The 15629-nt window shown below is 62.6% G+C and carries 18 protein-coding genes and 1 tRNA gene; 14 read left to right on the top strand and 5 right to left on the bottom strand.

Annotated elements, in window-relative coordinates; translation table 11 throughout:
* Positions 1-28: 28 nt before the first annotated feature.
* On the top strand, positions 29-502 hold the full coding sequence (locus tag OGI63_RS00355; protein ID WP_004218412.1) for a flavodoxin: 474 nt from the start codon (positions 29-31) through the stop codon (positions 500-502).
* 52 nt (positions 503-554) lie between these two features.
* Here OGI63_RS00355 and OGI63_RS00350 read toward each other — a convergent pair whose 3' ends face one another.
* Complete coding sequence (locus OGI63_RS00350; RefSeq protein ID WP_004218411.1) at positions 555-1295, bottom strand: MerR family transcriptional regulator; 741 nt, start codon at positions 1293-1295, stop codon at positions 555-557.
* On the opposite strand from OGI63_RS00350, the gene OGI63_RS00345 reads away from it, so the two are divergent.
* From OGI63_RS00345 to OGI63_RS00330, 4 genes are read left to right on the top strand one after another with little or no spacing between them, the layout of a single operon-like run.
* Positions 1294-1950 carry a flavodoxin gene (locus OGI63_RS00345; protein WP_004218410.1) on the top strand — a complete coding sequence of 219 codons (657 nt, stop codon included), beginning with the start codon at positions 1294-1296 and terminating at the stop codon, positions 1948-1950. The two genes, OGI63_RS00350 and OGI63_RS00345, sit on opposite strands and share 2 nt — an antisense overlap.
* A gap of 36 nt (positions 1951-1986) precedes the next feature.
* On the top strand, positions 1987-3282 hold the full coding sequence (locus OGI63_RS00340) for a ferric reductase (RefSeq protein WP_004218409.1): 1296 nt from the start codon (positions 1987-1989) through the stop codon (positions 3280-3282).
* 53 nt (positions 3283-3335) lie between these two features.
* Positions 3336-3518 (top strand): hypothetical protein, encoded by a 183-nt coding sequence (locus OGI63_RS00335; protein ID WP_004218408.1) that lies wholly within the window; start codon positions 3336-3338, stop codon positions 3516-3518.
* 56 nt (positions 3519-3574) lie between these two features.
* The gene (locus OGI63_RS00330) at positions 3575-4600 is read left to right on the top strand and encodes an aldo/keto reductase (protein WP_004218407.1); all 1026 of its coding nucleotides are present in this window, start codon (positions 3575-3577) and stop codon (positions 4598-4600) included.
* 40 nt (positions 4601-4640) lie between these two features.
* Here the strand turns inward: OGI63_RS00330 and OGI63_RS00325 are convergent, their stop codons facing one another.
* Complete coding sequence (locus OGI63_RS00325) at positions 4641-5510, bottom strand: LysR family transcriptional regulator (protein WP_004218406.1); 870 nt, start codon at positions 5508-5510, stop codon at positions 4641-4643.
* A 134-nt stretch (positions 5511-5644) separates the two neighbouring features.
* Here OGI63_RS00325 and OGI63_RS00320 point away from each other — a divergent pair, with 134 nt between their 5' ends.
* From OGI63_RS00320 to OGI63_RS00310, 3 genes are all read left to right on the top strand, one after another.
* Positions 5645-6631, top strand: a complete 987-nt coding sequence (locus OGI63_RS00320) for an alpha/beta hydrolase (protein WP_004218405.1) — start codon at positions 5645-5647, stop codon at positions 6629-6631.
* A 141-nt stretch (positions 6632-6772) separates the two neighbouring features.
* Positions 6773-7216 carry a cupin domain-containing protein gene (locus tag OGI63_RS00315; RefSeq protein WP_004218403.1) on the top strand — a complete coding sequence of 148 codons (444 nt, stop codon included), beginning with the start codon at positions 6773-6775 and terminating at the stop codon, positions 7214-7216.
* A 23-nt stretch (positions 7217-7239) separates the two neighbouring features.
* Complete coding sequence (locus tag OGI63_RS00310; RefSeq protein ID WP_004218401.1) at positions 7240-8007, top strand: carboxymuconolactone decarboxylase family protein; 768 nt, start codon at positions 7240-7242, stop codon at positions 8005-8007.
* On the opposite strand, the gene OGI63_RS00305 is transcribed toward OGI63_RS00310, so the two are convergent.
* Positions 7967-9184 (bottom strand): WD40/YVTN/BNR-like repeat-containing protein, encoded by a 1218-nt coding sequence (locus OGI63_RS00305; protein WP_004218400.1) that lies wholly within the window; start codon positions 9182-9184, stop codon positions 7967-7969. The genes OGI63_RS00310 and OGI63_RS00305 overlap by 41 nt on opposite strands.
* Before the next feature lie 396 nt (positions 9185-9580).
* On the opposite strand from OGI63_RS00305, the gene OGI63_RS00300 reads away from it, so the two are divergent.
* From OGI63_RS00300 to OGI63_RS00290, 3 genes are all read left to right on the top strand, one after another.
* On the top strand, positions 9581-10060 hold the full coding sequence (locus tag OGI63_RS00300; protein WP_004218399.1) for a methylated-DNA--[protein]-cysteine S-methyltransferase: 480 nt from the start codon (positions 9581-9583) through the stop codon (positions 10058-10060).
* 52 nt (positions 10061-10112) lie between these two features.
* Positions 10113-10418: a type II toxin-antitoxin system RelB/DinJ family antitoxin gene (locus tag OGI63_RS00295; RefSeq protein WP_004218398.1), complete on the top strand. Its 306-nt coding sequence runs from the start codon at positions 10113-10115 to the stop codon at positions 10416-10418.
* Positions 10419-10730: 312 nt separating this feature from the next.
* The gene (locus OGI63_RS00290) at positions 10731-10994 is read left to right on the top strand and encodes a hypothetical protein (protein WP_004218396.1); all 264 of its coding nucleotides are present in this window, start codon (positions 10731-10733) and stop codon (positions 10992-10994) included.
* 82 nt (positions 10995-11076) lie between these two features.
* On the opposite strand, the gene OGI63_RS00285 is transcribed toward OGI63_RS00290, so the two are convergent.
* Positions 11077-12303 carry an MFS transporter gene (locus OGI63_RS00285; RefSeq protein WP_012619631.1) on the bottom strand — a complete coding sequence of 409 codons (1227 nt, stop codon included), beginning with the start codon at positions 12301-12303 and terminating at the stop codon, positions 11077-11079.
* A gap of 120 nt (positions 12304-12423) precedes the next feature.
* A complete protein-coding gene (locus OGI63_RS00280; protein ID WP_004218394.1) occupies positions 12424-13065 on the bottom strand; it encodes an SOS response-associated peptidase family protein in 642 nt (213 codons plus the stop codon).
* Positions 13066-13222: 157 nt separating this feature from the next.
* Here OGI63_RS00280 and OGI63_RS00275 point away from each other — a divergent pair, with 157 nt between their 5' ends.
* The 3 genes from OGI63_RS00275 to OGI63_RS00265 all read left to right on the top strand — a co-directional run bounded on the left by OGI63_RS00275 (position 13223) and on the right by OGI63_RS00265 (position 15572).
* The gene (locus OGI63_RS00275) at positions 13223-14383 is read left to right on the top strand and encodes a hypothetical protein (protein ID WP_004218393.1); all 1161 of its coding nucleotides are present in this window, start codon (positions 13223-13225) and stop codon (positions 14381-14383) included.
* Positions 14384-14432: 49 nt separating this feature from the next.
* The gene (gene htpX / locus OGI63_RS00270) at positions 14433-15404 is read left to right on the top strand and encodes a zinc metalloprotease HtpX (protein ID WP_004218392.1); all 972 of its coding nucleotides are present in this window, start codon (positions 14433-14435) and stop codon (positions 15402-15404) included.
* A 94-nt stretch (positions 15405-15498) separates the two neighbouring features.
* A tRNA-Gly gene (locus OGI63_RS00265) sits at positions 15499-15572 on the top strand.
* Positions 15573-15629 lie beyond the last annotated feature (57 nt).

Raw genomic sequence — 15629 nt, 5'->3', positions numbered from 1 at the left:
TCATTGAAACAAACAGGAAGGCAACGCCATGAGCAAGCAATTGGTCGTATACATCTCCGCCACCGGCACCACGCGGCGGGTGGCACAGAACCTCGCGAAGGCGATTGACGCCGATCTCGCCGAGATCGTCCCGGTGCCGCCGTTCACCGCGCAGGACATCGACTGGACCGATCCGACGAGCCGTGCTTCGCGCCAGCACGCCGACCGCGCAATGCGGCCACCCATCTCCGCAAGCCCCTCCGCAGACGGCTACGACGAGATCTTCGTCGGCTACCCGCTGTGGTGGGACACCGCACCGCGCGAAGTGCGCACCTGGCTCGAATCGCATGATTTCACCGGCAAGACGATCACCACGTTCGCCACGTCGTCGTCAAGCACACGCGGCGCACTCGGCGAGCAACTGCACGATTCGGCACCGGACGCCCATTGGGTGAACGGGCGTCGCTTCGCCGCGAATGCCAGCGAGGCCGAACTCAAGACCTGGGCGGATTCGATCGCCTGACGGCACGGTGGTGGATGGGCGTGCATGCCGCGCCCATCCACTGCCCCAGCACTCACTCCTCCAACCCGAGCACGTTGCTCACGTACGGCGTGGTGCCGTCGAGCACCGCCTCGTAGAACTGCTCCTTGGCATCGATGTAGGCAATCGAATCCTCGATGTCCTGCAACCGATGCTGGAGCTCCTCACGTTTCTCCGCCAATATCTCCCGCCGCTGCGGAATGGACGCCTCACCCTCGAGGCATAGGGCCACGCACCGCTTCATCTCGGCGATGCCGAGGCCGCAGCGGCGCAGACACACCAACGACCGTATCCATGCGATGTTGTGGTCGTCGAAGACCCTGTGGTTGCGTGCGTCACGATGCACACGCGGCACGAGCTCCGACCGGCAATAGAACTTCAGGGTCTCGTAGCTCAATCCGGTGAGCTCACAGGCCTGCTTCATCGTGTACATGGTCGCTCCCATCCGATCGCGTCGTGTGCCGTACGCGACAGCATTCACGATCATCAGACAGTATGCCCGATGCTGACCGGTACCGCTACCGGCACATAGCCGAGAGAAAACCAATTCGCGCCGGTAGCGCTCCCGCCCGCTAGATTTGTTGGCACCGAAGCCGCCGGCATCGACACCGAATTCCACCACTATCCACAACTCGGCCACGGCTTCGGGCTCGGCGTGGGAACCACCGCCGAAGGCTGGATCGATGACGCCACGGCGTTCTGGGCCAAGCACATCGAGCCGTGACCAATTCCACAGCGCATCCAATCCACGAGAACAACCGGAAAGGAACACCATGAACACCACGTCAACCCGCTCACGCGGCCTACTCGCACTGCTGCTTGCCTTGGCAATGGTCCTCGGCTTCTCCGCATGCGGCTCGACCTCGGGCTCCTCATCGAACTCGTCGGGATCCTCCACGGCGTCGAACGATTCCGGGAACAACACCGGCACCTCCGGCGACACCCCGACCGTGACGAAGGGCAGCAACGGCAAGGCGCTCATCGCCTACTTCTCGAAGACAGGCACCACGCAGCGCGCCGCCGAGGAAATACAGAAGCTCACCGGAGCCGACATGTTCCGCATCGAACCCGTGCAGGCCTACCCGGAGGAATACCAGCGCACCACCGAGATCGCCCGTGACGAGCTCAACCAGAACGCGCGCACGCAGGTCAAAGGCAAGGTCGATGACATGGCCCAGTACGACACGATCTTCGTGGGCTACCCGATCTGGTGGATGGAACCGCCGATGCCCGTGCTCACGTTCCTGGAATCCTATGACCTCAACGGCAAGACGGTGATCCCCTTCGCCACGTCCGCAAGCAGCGGCATCGACGGCACGCTCGACATGCTTCGGTCGAGCGCCAAGGGCGCCAACGTCACCGAGGGCCTGCGCGTCACGTCGAACGACGAGATTCAGCCCTGGCTGCAGAAGATCGGCGTGCTCAAGTAGCCTGCCGTTTCCTTACGCTAACCGACGCATATGCCCATGAAACGCATTGCAATCCGTCGATTCCCCATTCAGGCTGTATTGGTGTGGGCCGCCGCGCTCGTCGTGGTGCCCATGCCGTTCACGGCGATCCCATGGGCCACGCTCGGACCCATGTACCGTTCGATGCTCACGCCCATCACCGCCGGCATCTACGCCTACATATGGATGCTTGAATGCGTGTGGCTCGGCTGCCGACCCCGCTGGCTCGACCGCATCATAGGACTGCCCGGCATCTACGTGCTGCACGGCGTGCTCGGCACCGGGGCGCTCGCGCTCGTTGTCTACCACCAATACGTGCTGCCGTCGTTCGGACCGGCGAAAACAACGGGCGAGATCGCGTTCTGGACGTTGGTCGGCATTGTCGCGCTCGCACTCGTCATGATGGCAGGCTGGCTCGATACGCTGGTTCCGCCGCTCGCCACCGTGCGCAGCTGGCTCGAACGCGTGTTCCGCCATGAGTTCACCGTGTGGCTGCACCGCATTGTGCTCGTCGCCGTCGTGCTTGCCTGCCTGCATTTCAATCTGGTCTTCTATATCAAGGACCTCACGGCGTTCATCGTCACGATGGACGTGACCACCGGGCTCGTGCTCGCCTGGTATGCGTGGGTGAAATTGCGCGACCGCATGTTCGCCGCCCGCGGCAAGGTCGTCTCCGCGCGCAGGGTCTCAAACGACATCGTGGAGATTCTCGTGGACTGCCCGGCGATGCACAGCTGGGAATACGGCGACTTCGTGTTCCTCAGACTCCCCCGCGAACGCGGCATGCACGGGTCCCACCCGTTCTCGATTGCGAATCTGCCCGGCGAGCATGGTGATGCGATGCGGTTCGCCGTGCGCATCAACGGCGACTTCACCGAGCGGCTGTACCGCACCGCGCGGGCCGGCATGCGTGTGGACGTCATCGGGCCGTTCGGCATGTATGAACGGTTCATCGCACGCCACGATGCGCATGCACCGATCGTCGTATACGCGGGCGGCGTCGGCATCACGCCGATCATACCCACGATCATGGCGCTGTCCGGCACCAATCGCCCGGTCACCGTGATGTACACGGCGAAACGCGCCGACGACCTGTTGTATGCAGACGAATTGCGTAAGTGGAGCGCAAGCGAGGCGCACACGCCGCACATGCAGGTGGGGCGCTGGAGCAAGACGGAACTCGCCGAACAGATCACCGATGGCGCGATCTACCTGATCGCCGGCCCCTCCGGCATGATCCGCGACGTGCGCCGCATGCTGCTACGTCACGGTGTGCCCGGTTCGCGCATGTTCTACGAGCCGTTCACCCGGTAGACCCTGCATAACCAATTCACTTATTGGACGAGTATTGAGTATCGGAGGAAGCCATGCGAATACGCCACGGCCATTTGTTCACACGACTCGCCATCGCTGCGATTGCGGCGTTGCGTGACGCAGGCGTGAGCGTCGAAACCCATGAGATGAACGGCTGGCCGCACGGTTTCGGCGCCGACGGCGGCTGGATCGACCAGTATTTCGCCCCATGGCTCACCACCGTGTTCGCCCGGTAATCTGAACCCAACCCACATCTACGAATAACGCATACGACACTGGAAAAGAGGAACCTATGCAATACACCACACTCGGCCCGAGCGACCTCGAAGTCTCACGCATCTGCCTGGGATGCATGAGCTTCGGCGATGCAGGCAACGGTCAACACAGCTGGACGCTCGACGAGGAGTCATCACGCGCGATTGTGCAGCAGGCGCTAGACGCGGGCATCAACTTCTTAGACACGGCAATCGTCTACCAGAACGGCACGTCCGAGGAATACCTCGGCCGCGCGCTCTCCTCCATGGCGGCACGCGACGATGTGGTGGTGGCCACGAAGTTCCTGCCGCGCACCGACGAGGAGATCGAGAACGGCGTGAGCGGCCAGCAGCACGTCCGCGACAATCTCGATATGAGTCTGCGCCATCTCGGTATGGACCACGTGGACCTGTACATCTACCACATGTGGGATTGGCGCACGCCGATCGAGGAGATCATGGAGGGCTTCGCGAACGCCGTGGCCGCCGGCAAGACGCGGTACATCGGCGCGGCGAACATCGCGGCGTGGCAGCTGGAGAAGGCCAACGCCATCGCCCGCGAACATGGCTGGCCGCAGTTCATCTCCGTACAGAACCACATGAATCTGCTGTTCCGTGAAGACGAACGCGAGATGCTGCCCTGCGCGCAGGAGGAGGGCATAGCGCTCACCCCATACAGCTCCCTCGCAAGCGGGCGCCTGAGCCGCAGGCCGGGCGAGACGAGCCGCAGACTGCGCGAGGATTCCTTCGCCCACGGTAAGTACGATGCCGCCGCCGCAATGGATGCCGACATCATAGACGAGGTGAGACGCATCGCCGAAGCCCGTGGCGTGACGATGACGACGGTCTCACTCGCATGGTTGCTCACCAAAGTGACGGCGCCCATCATCGGCGCGACGAAACCACATCATCTCGACGGCGCTGTCGCGGCCGTCGATTTCGAGCTCAGCGACAGCGAAATCGCCGCACTCGAACGTCCATACCAGCCGCATCCAATCGTCGGTGTCATGGCACAGAACACGAAGGAGAACGCAGCCGTCGCCAAAAGCTGGGAGCGCAAGTAGCGACGAACGGCCGAACCGCCCACCAGCTGCGCCGCGCAGGCTAGGCGCGGCGCAGCTGGTCCAGGAACCGCTCGGCTATCGGGCTGAGCGGCCGGTTACGCCGCCAGACGAGGTGCAATTTGGTCTCGAGGGCCGGTTTGAGCGGGCGGAACACGATGCCGGAATCCGCGCTGGTGTCGACGATCCTATCGAAAGTGAGCAGCACACCGAGCCCTTCACGCGCGAAGACGGCCGCATTGTAAGCGAGTCCGAAGGTCGCCTCAAGCCGCAGATCGGGCATGCGCGAGCCAGCCCAGCGCGCGATCTCATGCTTCCATCCCTGTTGCGAGCAGAACAGCGGCTCGCCCACCAAGTCGTCGAGTTCGACGTAAGACCGCGATGCCAGCCGATGGTCTGCGGGCACAATGATGCCCCACCGATCCACGCCCGGGAAGGTCAGCGCCTCATACTTCGTCAGATCGGGGTCCTGCGCGAGCACGGCGAAATCGAGCGAGCCCTGATCGAGATGCTCAAGCACCTGCGCAGAGACGCCGCTTTCCACGTGATACCGCAAATCCGGGGCCTGTTCGCGCAGAATCTTGATCTGCCGGGCGAGATATTGAATCTGGTATGACTCCGCGAGCCCGAAATACAGCGTGCCGCCGGTGATGTTGCCAAGCGAGGCGAATTCGTCTTCGATGCGGTTCGCCATGCCCACCAGATCGCGCGCACGCTCGCGCAGCACGCGCCCCTCCTTGGTGAGCGTGAGGCCGAAGCTGCGCCGCACGAACAGTTTCGCCCCGAGTTCGTGTTCGAGCGATTTGATGAGCTTCGACAGCGACGGTTGCGACATATGCAGATTGCCCGCGGCGCGCGTCATGTTCTCCTCGCGCGCAACTTCGAGGAATGCACGCAGCTCGCGAATCTCCATCGGCTTCCTTTCCCAATATTATTCCCATACAGAATAATGATTATACCAAATAACTATTTGCGTTATATCGCCATTGCGTTCATACTGACATCATCAACCAAACACCAACTGCATACCAACAAGGAGTGAATGCAATGACGGCACTTGAACTGACCCCGGTATGGGACAAGACCTTCCCTCAGAGCGACAAGGTGGAGCACGGCAAGATCACCTTCCACAACCGTTACGGCATCGAGCTGGCGGCCGACGTATACAAGCCGAAGCGCGTGCCGGCGAACGGCAGATTCAAGGCGATCGCCGTCTCGGGACCCTTCGGCGCAGTGAAGGAGCAGGCAAGCGGCCTGTATGCGCAGACCTTGGCCGAGCGCGGGTTCCTCACGATCGCGTTCGACCCGTCGTTCACCGGCGAATCCGGCGGCTCGCCCCGCGCGGTCGCCTCCCCCGACATCAACACCGAGGATTTCTCCGCCGCCGTGGACTATCTGGCGAACCGCACCGACGTGGATCCGGAGGGCATCGGCATTGTGGGTATCTGCGGCTTCGGCGGCCTGGCACTCAACGCGGCCGCGAACGACCCGCGCATCAAGGCCACCGTGGCGAGCACCATGTACGACATGAGCCGCGTCACCGCGAACGGCTACTTCGACGCCGACGACTCGGCCGCCAAACGCAATGAGATGCGCACACAGCTGGCCAAGCAGCGCACCGAGGACTACGCGAACGGCGACTATGCGCGCGCCGGCGGCGTCATCGACCCGCTGCCCGACGACGCCCCGCAGTTCGTCAGGGACTACCACGCGTACTACAAGACCCCGCGCGGCTACCATGCGCGCTCGGTGAACTCGAATGCCGGCTGGAACGTCACCTCGTCGCTGCCGTTCATGAATATGCCGCTGATGACCTACATCGGCGAAATCGAGAACCCGGCGCTGCTCATCCACGGCGAGAAGGCGCATTCGCTGTACTTCAGCAAGGCCGCGTATGAGAAGCTCGAGCATGGCGTGAATCCGGCGAACAAGGAACTGCTGATCATCCCGGGGGCCAATCACACCGACCTGTATGACAATCTCAATGCGATCCCGTTCGACACGATCGCCGGGTTCTTCACGCGGAATCTGTAAGCGCAGACCGCGCAGACCATATGCACATCGCGAATGCAATACATGATTTTTCATCATTTGTTGCATGCAACAGTGCGCCGCATAACACTCACAGACATGCCGAGCGCGGCATATGAAAAGGCATATGAAAAGAGGCAAGCAATGAACAATTACCCGATTCCCGTCGGCGTTCCGACCGCATACGCACAGTCGCTCATGTTCCCGGTGGGCGAGCCGAACGACGCCTACGCGCAGTATTTCACCGGCAGAAGCTGGCTCGCGCCGGTCTCCGGCGAACAGGTCAGCATGGCCAACGTGACCTTCGAACCCGGCTGCATCAACCATTGGCACATCCATCACGCCACGAAGGGCGGTGGCCAGATGCTCATCTGCGTGGGCGGCCGCGGGTATGCGCAGATCGAAGGCCAGGAACCGATCGCGATGACGCCGGGCACCGTCGTGCACATTCCGGCGAACACGAAGCATTGGCACGGCGCGGCCCCCGGCAGCTGGTTCTCGCACATCGCCATCGACGTGCCGGGCGAGGGCAAGAGCAACGATTGGCTCGAACCGGTGGACGAGGCATTCTACCGCTCGCTCAAGTGAAACAATACGCAAAGGAGTCTGGAATGGCTGGCATAACCGAACAACCGAATGAACGACTGAAAGAGACAGACCCGCAGTTCGCCGAGCGCATGCTGCATTTCGCCGACGTGGAGGTCGCGCGAGACCCCGAAACGGAGCTTGAACCGACCACGCGCTATCTGGCCATCCTGGCCACGCTGCTCGGCTGCCAGGGCGCGGATGAGTTCCGCATTCAGCTCGGGCGCGCGCTCGACGCCGGGTTGACGCCGGTGCAGGCGAAGGAGGTCGTGCACCAGGCCGTCGACTACCTCGGCATCGGTCGCGTGCGGCCATTCCTCGCCATCACGAACGAAGTGCTCGAAGCGCGCGGAGTGGCCCTGCCGTTGCCCGACCAGACCACCACGACCATGGAGAACCGCCTCGAGGCCGGCAATGCCAAGCAGGTCGAGCTGTTCGGCGAGGGCATGGACAAGAGCTACGAGCGCAGCAAGGTGAACTATTGGCTTGCAGACAACTGCTTCGGCGACTACTACACGCGCACCGGGCTCACCAATCTGCAGCGCGAGATGATCACGTTCTGCTATCTCGCGGCACAGGGTAGCGTGGAACCGCAGCTGCTCGCCCACACGAAGGCGAACATCGCCCTCGGCAACACCGCCGACTTCCTGCGCACAGTGGTACTGCAGAACCTGCCCTACATCGGCTACCCGCGCACGCTGAACGCCCTGCGCATCGTCGCGGAGGCCGACAAAGCGAAGCAAGGAGCGGCGTTCAACCTGCAGGCATTGGCGTGGGGGCGGGCTGTTGCCTGATGAAGGTGCACGCATCCGTGGCGGGATCGTACGAGAACACCGCCTCCACGACTGTGCCATTCGGCGCATAATCGGCATCTTCTCCCTGACCCATTGCGAGATAGGCCGTGCCATCCTCCACCCATACATGCGTCGGCGTATCAAACGGGTAATACCCCAGCTTGCCCTCCAAACCAGGTTCCTTGGGTATTCCCAGTTCACGCCATGTGGCCCCTGAATCCGACGAGACATGCAGCGATCCGGCCTGCCCGACGATCACCGTGGTGTCATTGACCCATCCCGCCATCGTCAGATCGGACGGATATTGCATATACATCGGAATCTGCCGCCACACAGCCTCCGCATCCGCGCGCAGTTCGGGCAACGTGCCCGCGACCATCGCATACCCGACCGAGCCAAGCGTGTCGCCATACCCATATGCCACCCCGATGCGGTCGCCAACCACGGAGATGTAGGAGGGAGCCTGCACACCGTGCCCCAATGCCGACGTGAGCCACGTCGAACCGGCGTCCCATGAATAGAGGAGTTGCGCCGTATGCGTGCCCTCGTCGTACCCCACGAACGCCGTGAACTGTGGCGTGATCACATACCTCGACGGCTCGAGCCATAGCGTGGTGTTCGCGTTGATGCCGCCTACGATGCGCGCGACGCCGTCGGGCACCTCGCGCCACGTCGTCCCGCCGTCGTAGGTCACCTCCAGCCTCTCTTTGGACAGACGATACCCATTGCGGCCGTCGAGCACCGGAGCCGTGGGATCCGGCTCCGTCTTCTCGAACTGCTCCGGATACGCCAATCGCTGATACATGATCGGCTCCATCACCTGCGCGATGCGGTAACCGTCCTGACGCGGCTCCGATGTGAACACACACGATTCGTTGATTCCCGACTCCACGGCGTATGTCTGGCATCCATGCACGTCGGTGATGCGCTGGATCGACGCAAACCGCGGGCGCACCGTCGCGTCCAGCCGCACGTAGATGTTCCGCCCATCGGATTGGTCATACCGCGACGCGATATTCGGCAATCGCTGCACGGTGCGAATCCGCACCGAGCTCAACTGATACTGCGGCGCAACGCCGATTTCCTGCCGCCTGCCCTTCCACTGGCTGTACCATTGCGACACGTCATCGGTCACCGAACTGTCCGCAGACACGCGCGCAATCGTCTGCCCCGTCATCGATGGCACCCTGTAAGCGTGCCACCATGTGGACAGACGCACTGCGACGCCGGCCAACAGACCGATTACCACCACGCAGGCGATGATGATGGCGCGTACACGGTGGAAACCATTACCCCGTGCCGTTTCTTGCGACTGCCGCTCCCGACCCATACACCCAACCTACCCCACCAGGCGCATACCTCCGTCCCCGACGCACCCCATCGCGCAGTCGCCACCATACAGATCAGCCGTGCGCGTACAAACACACATGGCCAATATATGCGCGCCTTGCGTAAACGCGACATTACGCGCGACATTACGCAGAATCGGTGAGCATTCGGCGCTCCCTCTCACCAACCCAAATCTGACCTCCTATAATCAAGGCAACGTACAGCCATCGAGGAGGAGGCACAGATGCAGGGATTTGCAACATATGCGAGTGAATACGGACCGGTGCGCGTGGACTGGCAGGATGATGCCGTTGTTCGGCTGCGCATCATTCCGCAGGCGGACTACGACGCCGACGGCGCAGGCGAGACGACCGGGCTCACCGACGAGACGTTCCGTGAGCTCGAACAGTACTTCGCCGGCGAGCTACGGCGGTTCACCGTGCCGATTGCGTTCGCGAGCGGCACCCCGTTCCAGCAGGCCGTATGGCGCGCATTGCTGCAGATTCCGTACGGCGAGACGCGCACCTACGCGCAGATCGCCGAGGCGGTGGGGCACCCGAAGGCCGTGCGCGCGGTCGGCTCGGCGAACAACCGCAACCCGATTCCGTTCATCGTGCCATGCCACCGCGTGGTCGGCGCGAACGGCAATCTCGTCGGCTATGCCTATGGCGTGGAGATGAAGCGTTCGCTATTGCAGATGGAGATGCGCACCCTCGGGCAATGATACGAAATTGACATCTGCCATTGTATAGACAATGCATTACATAAGTTATACAATGGCAGATATCTATTTCATCAGCCAGAAGACCATAGGGGTTCGCATGAGCGAGACAGCGACCGTGAGCTTTCGTACCGACCCGAAAGTCAAGGAAGAGGCCAAGGCACTCTATGAATCGATGGGCATGGACCTTTCCACCGCCCTCAACGTCTTCCTGCGCCAATCCATTCGCGACAACGGCATGCCGTTCAAGATCACCCGCGAACAACCGGAGAGCATTGAGGCACGTCGGCAGACGGAAGCACACGAAGGCAGGTCCTTCACCAGTTCCGAGAGTCTGATGAAAGACCTGATGGATGCTTAGCACCGTATTTCGCACCACTCAATTGGTGCTGACACGCACCGGCTCGCATGACGACCTGGCCTGAATGGCAATCGTCACTCACATCAAAGCGCTACCGCTGCTCGAACAGCCAGCCCATGATCTGCGGATCGCGGGCGAACAGCCGCGCGCCCCAGCGCCGTAGATTTCGCATGGTCATATGGCATCACTCCAATCGGCAGCATGGTCATGCATGTTCGGCATATGGTAGTCCGCACTGCGGGGAGTCGCTACCGGCAGTGCGCGCATACAGTATTCGCACAGACACCACGTAACACAGCACAAGGAGATTCCATGGGCATTCTGTTCATCAATGGCGGCGAGATCGGCGGTAACACCGCGCACCTTGGCCACGCGTTCCTCGAGGGCCGCGATTTCACGCAGATCGACCTCGCCGGCAAACGCCTCTTCTTCCTGTTCCGGGGCGGCGCGCCCACGCAGCAGATGTACGAGCGCGGCGAATACACCATCAACCGCTTCGCCGGCCTGTACGGTATGGATTACATGGGCATGGCCCGCAATGCAAGCGAGGCGCGCGCACTCGCCGCCAAGCTGTGATCACATGCCCTCGGTTTCGCAATCTGCCCGCAGATTACCGCACACATGACGAAACCTGTGCACACACAACAGCAGACCTCGCTCAGGCACGCAGCGGATTCTCGTCGCGACCGCGCCGCTCATACCGCACCGAGTAAAGCACGAGCAGCAGCACGGCGAGCGCGGCGAACGGGACGCCGCTCAGAGCGGGGTAATGGTAGTTCATATGCGAGGCGTCCAGCACGCCGCCGCCCACCATCGAGCCGACGGCATTGCCGAAGTTGAAGGCGATCTGCACAGTGGCCCCGCCTATGAGCTCGCCGCCGCCCTTGCCGGCCTCCGCCATGAGCAGCTGTTGCGGCGCTGAAACGAAGAACAGCGCGAACGAAATCACAAAAGCGAACAGCGCCGTGCTCCAGCGCGAGCCGGGCACGAGGAACACGGCGAGCAAGCCGACGCAGGCGATACACTGGCCAAGCGCCGAAGTGCCGCCGGGCACCCAGCGGTCTGCGATGCGGCCGCCGATCAATCCGCCCACGACCATGCCGAATCCGGCGAGCATCATCAGCGCGGAGATCGTGTTGTTCGGCCATCCGCCCACCTTCTGCAACCATGGGCTCACATAGCTCCACCAGCAGAAAATACCTGTGTTCCCAACGAAAACAGCGATGAGCACCATCCAGGGGCCCGGTTGGCGGAGGAATCTGAATTGCCCGCGCAGACCAGCGTCACGCACAGGCGCCACAGATGGGATCCATGCGCGCGCGAGCACGGCGGTCACCGCGGCGCACACGGCAAGCGCCACAAACGCCAGTCGCCACGACATATGCTCGGCGAGCAGCGTGCCGGCTGGCACACCGAGCATGTTCGCCACGGTCTGCCCGGTGACCATGGATGCCACAGCACGCGCCTCCTTGCCCTTGCGGGCGAGCAGCTTGGCGACCAGCGTGGCCGTGCCGAAGAAGGCGCCATGCGGCAGACCGGCGAGGAAGCGGGCACCCACGAGCATCGGCGCGTTCACGGCCATGGCACTCAAGGCGTTGCCCGCGCAGGCGATGACCATGAACATGACGATCAATGTGCGCGGCGGGATTCTGCGGCCGAACACGAGCATCAGCGTGCCCACGCACACGCCGATCGCGTATGCCGAGATGAAGTGCCCCGCCGTCGGAATGCTCACCTGCAGGGTCTGCGCGGTTTGCGGCAGTATGCCCATCATCACGAATTCGGCGGCGCCGAGCACGAACGCGCCGGCTGCGAGCGCGAACAATCCCAAGCCGTTGCCGCCGGTTCTGCCTTGTTTTCCGCCGCGGTCGGCCCGCGTCGCCATGTTCGTCGCGCCTGTCATACGTGCACCTCACCTGTGTCTGCGCGTAAATCCACTGACTTAACAAAATAAGATTCGCAACCGACAACCACACGGGCATATCCGTGGCGGCCACATGCCCGCTCAGCGCACCGGCTTCGATTCGAGCGGAATGTCCGAACGATCGGCGAGCGCGCGGTAATCCGGCCCGAGCCACAGATCGAGCTCACCTTGCCGCACAATGAGCGGCATGCGCGGGTGAATCGGCTCCATGTCGGCGTTCGCCTGCGTGGTGACCATTGAGAACTGCGAACCGCGCCGCACGCCGCCGATCAGCATGACCGGTTCGTCGGGCACGCGGAACACATACTGCTGCTTGATCTTCCTGCCGGTGCGCGCACTCACCGCCATCTCGCTGCCGTGCGATTCATAGAACCAGCGGCAGGCGATCACACAGCGGTCGTGTTCCATCGGCGCACGCCACATCGGCTTGTCTGCGCTCTCGATGCGTGTATTGAACACGGGCTGCGGTGTCCACTGCTGCTCGAATCCCCACTGCGCCCGTGCCGTCTCCAGACTCCCCGGCTCCAGTTCCGGTACGCCCACGGCTGTGTCGAATTTCGGCACGATGATCGGCACCACCGACTTCGGGTATGCCTCGACGCCGACTCCGGCGAATTCATCGTCGGCCCCGACCCGCGCCCGACTGCGTTGGCATTGCATCGTGAGCTCGTCGACGAGCCGCTCCAGCTCCGCGTCCGTCAATCCCAGATAATGTGCGCACATACCTCCAGAGTAATCCGCGCGCACCCTGCAGCTGCCGGTCGAATATTGTGAAATATTGGACGGATTCGCCCGCGTTGCACGTCGGTGTGCGAATATGGATTGCAGATTCCCATTCCTGTTCGAACGCGCAGTCACGCGCAGACAAGTGAGGCGAGACATGCGCTTGTTCGCAGACAGGCCGTCGCAAGCAGACGGCTCTCGCGCGCGCATCGCCTCCGCAATCCTCAATTGGGAACGTTCGCTCGCCCATTGGAAACGCGTGCTCACCGTAATCTTTTCCGCATTGCTCACAGTGATTGCCGTGGTCTGCTTGGGCGTGGGACTCAACATCGTCGGCCTTGGGCGCGATACCCAAGCCATCCCTCCGGCTCCCGTCACCGAGGTCGAGGCACCGCAGCTGCCGGTGCCACTCACCGACGACGCCATCAAGGCGGCCGGTCTGCATGAGGCGACGCCCACGGTTTCGGTCTCGCAGATGACCGCGACCGCGCTCGACAATCTGAGCGCGGTGGACGGCAGCTCGGCACTCGACACCGTCGCCATCTCACTCAGCAGTGATCAACGCGAGCAGATCGAGCAGAATCTGCAGGCGTTCGCCGACGCCGGTGCGCAGGTCTCGTTCGCCGTCGCCGACCTCGGGTCCGGCGGCGTGATCGCGGCGAACGGCGGCGTGGCGCGGTACCCGGCGTCGTCGATCAAGGCGCCGTACATCGTGTCGCTGCTGCAGGAGGGCGCAGTGAATCTGGATGAGACGGCAAGCGGGAGCACGCTGTCCGCGCAGATCAACGCGGACCATATTGCGGGCGTGCTGCGGTATTCCGACAACGACGGGTACGATGCGCTGTGGAACGCGCATCTGAACAGTGCGATCATCCCGTGGAGCGAAGGCCTGGTGGAGAATCCGGAACGCATGCGCGGATTCCAGTACCCGGATGTGAGCGCGGTGGAACTCGCGAAGATGTGGGTGAAGACGTACGGATACCTGTTCGCCGATGCCGAGGGCGAACCGAACGCGGGTGAGACGGCGAGCGCACCGGCGCGCGAATGGCTCGCCTCGAGTATGCATCATTCGCTCAATTCGTCGATCGACGCCGCACACGGCGGCGAAGAGAATCCGGACGGCACGGTGGTGCTGAGCAAGGCCGGCTGGATCAACGGCGAAGGAGACTATTACGCGCTCAACGACGCCGGCATCGTGCTGCCAAGCGGAGAGAGCGGCAACGAACCGGGCTATGCGATCGCCATCATGAGCAACGCGTGCGGCCGGAACGATCTGCTCGCCGATCTCGCCGGCACGCTCCACAATATTCTGTCCTGATTCGCGAATTCACCCGCCCACCGCTCGCATTTGCCGTACACTAGGCTCTATGACTGGCAAACTGCACTTGCACAACCATTACAACGGCCTGAAAACTGCTGTATTGTTCGCGATCATGTGGGCGATCATCATGATCATCTGGTGGGCCACCGGTGCGCGCACATCCACGCTCGGCATCTACCTGGCCATCGGCGTCGGCACGTCGTTCATCTCGTACTGGTTCTCCGACAAGCTCGCAATCGCGTCGATGCACGCGCAGCCGGTGACCGAGCAGCAGGCGCCCGAGCTCTACCGCATCGTGCGCGAACTGTCGCAGCGCGCGGGCAAGCCTATGCCGCGCATCTACATCGCGCCCACCGAGACGCCGAACGCCTTCGCCACCGGCCGCAACGAGAACCACGCCGCCGTCTGCTGCACGCAGGGCATTCTGCGCATTCTCGACGAACGTGAGATTCGCGGCGTGCTCGGGCACGAGCTCATGCATGTGTACAACCGCGACATCCGCACATCGGCGATCGCCGGCGCCATGGCCACCGTGCTCACCTATCTCGGCTATTCGATGATGTACATCGGCAATTCGTCGAGCTCGAACCGCGACCGCGACAACGGCGCCGGACTGCTCGGACTCATCGGCATCCTGCTGTCCACCGTGCTCGCGCCGATTGCCGCCTCGCTCATCCAGATGGCGATCTCGCGCACCCGCGAATACGACGCCGACGAAGACGGCAGCGAGCTCACCGGCGACCCGCTCGCGCTCGCCTCCGCCCTGCGCAAGATCTCCGGTGGCGTGGATGCCAATCCGCTGCCGAAGACGAGCACCGACACCTCCACCGCCGCGATGATGATCGAGTCGCCGTTCCGTGGTGCCGACGTTTCCAGATTGTTCTCCACGCACCCGCCGACCGAGGACCGCATCGCGCGCCTGAACCAGATGGCCGTCGACATGGGGCAGATCGCTCCCGGTGCCGCTTCGCCGCAGGTTGCGGGCTACGCTCAGTATTCGCAGTACCGCCAGCACTGAGCCTGCATGGTTGTGGACACCCCTGCGGACGCGGCGCGCGCTTATGCCGCATCTATGGTAGACTGTCGAAAGTGCGTCGCCGCGGGCACGCATTGCGGATGTAGTTCATCGGTAGAACGAAAGCTTCCCAAGCTTTAAAGGCGGGTTCGACTCCCGTCATCCGCTCCACTGAAAACGGCTGATTTCCAACGAAATCAGCCGTTTCCCATATCGCTTGCGATATAC

The sequence above is a fragment of the Bifidobacterium sp. KRGSERBCFTRI genome (genome assembly GCF_025908335.1).
Note: the sequence above shows the minus strand (reverse complement) of the source record. Positions and strands in the feature narration are given on the sequence as shown.

Excerpts from the sequence above, each read along its gene's own strand:
- OGI63_RS00320 (WP_004218405.1), top strand. The coding sequence starts at position 5,645 with ATGACGGCACTTGAACTGACCCCGGTATGGGACAAGACCTTCCCTCAG.
- OGI63_RS00305 (WP_004218400.1), bottom strand. The coding sequence starts at position 9,184 with ATGACGGGGCAGACGATTGCGCGCGTGTCTGCGGACAGTTCGGTGACC.
- OGI63_RS00280 (WP_004218394.1), bottom strand. The coding sequence starts at position 13,065 with ATGTGCGCACATTATCTGGGATTGACGGACGCGGAGCTGGAGCGGCTC.
- OGI63_RS00325 (WP_004218406.1), bottom strand. The coding sequence starts at position 5,510 with ATGGAGATTCGCGAGCTGCGTGCATTCCTCGAAGTTGCGCGCGAGGAG.
- OGI63_RS00355 (WP_004218412.1), top strand. The coding sequence starts at position 29 with ATGAGCAAGCAATTGGTCGTATACATCTCCGCCACCGGCACCACGCGG.
- htpX (WP_004218392.1), top strand. The coding sequence starts at position 14,433 with ATGACTGGCAAACTGCACTTGCACAACCATTACAACGGCCTGAAAACT.
- OGI63_RS00345 (WP_004218410.1), top strand. The coding sequence starts at position 1,294 with ATGAACACCACGTCAACCCGCTCACGCGGCCTACTCGCACTGCTGCTT.
- OGI63_RS00290 (WP_004218396.1), top strand. The coding sequence starts at position 10,731 with ATGGGCATTCTGTTCATCAATGGCGGCGAGATCGGCGGTAACACCGCG.
- OGI63_RS00300 (WP_004218399.1), top strand. The coding sequence starts at position 9,581 with ATGCAGGGATTTGCAACATATGCGAGTGAATACGGACCGGTGCGCGTG.
- OGI63_RS00330 (WP_004218407.1), top strand. The coding sequence starts at position 3,575 with ATGCAATACACCACACTCGGCCCGAGCGACCTCGAAGTCTCACGCATC.
- OGI63_RS00340 (WP_004218409.1), top strand. The coding sequence starts at position 1,987 with ATGAAACGCATTGCAATCCGTCGATTCCCCATTCAGGCTGTATTGGTG.
- OGI63_RS00310 (WP_004218401.1), top strand. The coding sequence starts at position 7,240 with ATGGCTGGCATAACCGAACAACCGAATGAACGACTGAAAGAGACAGAC.
- OGI63_RS00275 (WP_004218393.1), top strand. The coding sequence starts at position 13,223 with ATGCGCTTGTTCGCAGACAGGCCGTCGCAAGCAGACGGCTCTCGCGCG.
- OGI63_RS00350 (WP_004218411.1), bottom strand. The coding sequence starts at position 1,295 with ATGGTGTTCCTTTCCGGTTGTTCTCGTGGATTGGATGCGCTGTGGAAT.
- OGI63_RS00335 (WP_004218408.1), top strand. The coding sequence starts at position 3,336 with ATGCGAATACGCCACGGCCATTTGTTCACACGACTCGCCATCGCTGCG.
- OGI63_RS00285 (WP_012619631.1), bottom strand. The coding sequence starts at position 12,303 with ATGGCGACGCGGGCCGACCGCGGCGGAAAACAAGGCAGAACCGGCGGC.
- OGI63_RS00295 (WP_004218398.1), top strand. The coding sequence starts at position 10,113 with ATGGCAGATATCTATTTCATCAGCCAGAAGACCATAGGGGTTCGCATG.
- OGI63_RS00315 (WP_004218403.1), top strand. The coding sequence starts at position 6,773 with ATGAACAATTACCCGATTCCCGTCGGCGTTCCGACCGCATACGCACAG.